The sequence below is a fragment of the Endozoicomonas sp. ALC013 genome (assembly GCF_049310205.1).
Taxonomy (GTDB): Bacteria; Pseudomonadota; Gammaproteobacteria; order Pseudomonadales; family Endozoicomonadaceae; genus Endozoicomonas.
The window spans coordinates 1-1,440 of record NZ_JBLYNS010000371.1 but is presented as its reverse complement, the minus strand read 5'-3'; the positions used below and the strand labels follow the sequence as shown (position 1 = coordinate 1,440).

General features: G+C 55.1%; 1 protein-coding gene. It reads left to right on the top strand.

Annotation, left to right across the window (positions count from 1 at the left end):
• Nucleotides 1-1,440: DUF1601 domain-containing protein (locus ACO6V1_RS23895; RefSeq protein ID WP_422469086.1), on the top strand; the 1,440-nt coding region annotated here is incomplete at both ends.

Sequence of the window (1,440 nt, the reverse complement as noted above, 5' to 3'; positions counted from 1 at the left end):
CTCAAAGAGGCCGTGGCCGCCCTGTTGCCCCACGTGAACGTACAGAAAAATAAATTTAATGCCCAGGGAATCACCAACCTGCTGTGGGCCCTGGCGAAACTGGTGGACAATGGGCAGGAGCAGACACCGGGGATTAACGGGGCCGTGGCCGCCCTGTTGCCTCTCGTGAACGCACAGAAAGACCAATTTATTCCTCAGCATATCGCCAACCTGCTGTGGGCCATGGCAAAACTGGTGGACAATGGGCAGAAGCAGACACCGGGGCTCAACGGGGCCATGGCCGCCCTGTTGCCTCTCGTGAACGCACAGAAAGACCAATTTAATGCCCAGGGAATCGCCAACCTGTTGTGGGCCATGACGAAACTGGTGGACAATGGGCAGGAGCAGACACTGGGGCTCAACAGGGCCGTGGCCGCCCTGTTGCCTCTCGTGAACGCACAGAAAGACCAATTTAATGCCCAGGGAATCGCCAACCTGTTGTGGGCCATGGCGAAACTGTTGGACATCGGGCAGGAGCGGACACCAGTGCTCAACGAGGCCGTGGCCGCCTTGTTGCCCCACGTGAAAGCACAAAAAGACCAGTTTAATGCCCAGCATGTTGCCAACCTGCTGTGGGTCATGGCGAAACTGGTGGACAATGGGCAGGAACAGACACCAGAGCTCAACGAGGCCGTAGCCGCACTGTTGCCCAGCGTGAACGCACAAAAAGACCAATTTAATGTCCGGGATATCGCCAACCTGCTGTGGGCCATGGCAAAACTGGTGGACAACGAGCAGAAGCCGACACCCGGGCTCAACGAGGCCGTGGCCACGCTACTGCCCCACGTGAAAGTACAGAAAGCTGACTTTAAACCACAGGGTATCGCCAACCTGTTGTGGGCCATGGCGAAACTGGTAGACAACAGGTACAGGCAGACACCAGAGTTCAACGAAGCGGTGGCTACGCTGTTGACCTGCGTGATCGGACAAAAAGCTAACTTTAACCCACAGGAAATCGCCAACCTGCTATGGGCCATGGCAAAACTGGTGGATAACGGGCAGGAGCAAACACCAGGGCTCTACGAGGCCGTGGCCGCGCTGTTGCACCGGGTGAACGCACAGGAAGACCAATTTAATGCCCGGGATATTGCCAACCTGCTGTGGGCCACGGCCAAACTGGGTGAACTCATTGAGCTGAACGTGGCTACCTCTGCGTTCGAATCGCTTGTCTATCGAATCAGTAATAACCTTCAGTTTACTCAGAATGAGATATCGATGTCTCTCTGGGGAGTCATGGTATGCTGTGCCAGGTTGTCTCTAGTCGCCAATGCCAATAAAAATGACGTACTTGAAAAGCTCATGGATGACCTGTTGACTCGCCTGGAAAATAACTCGCCAGATAATGAAGAGGGCCAATCCATCATGATCATGGCCTCAAGTTGGCTTGGCAGAGCGTGTCCG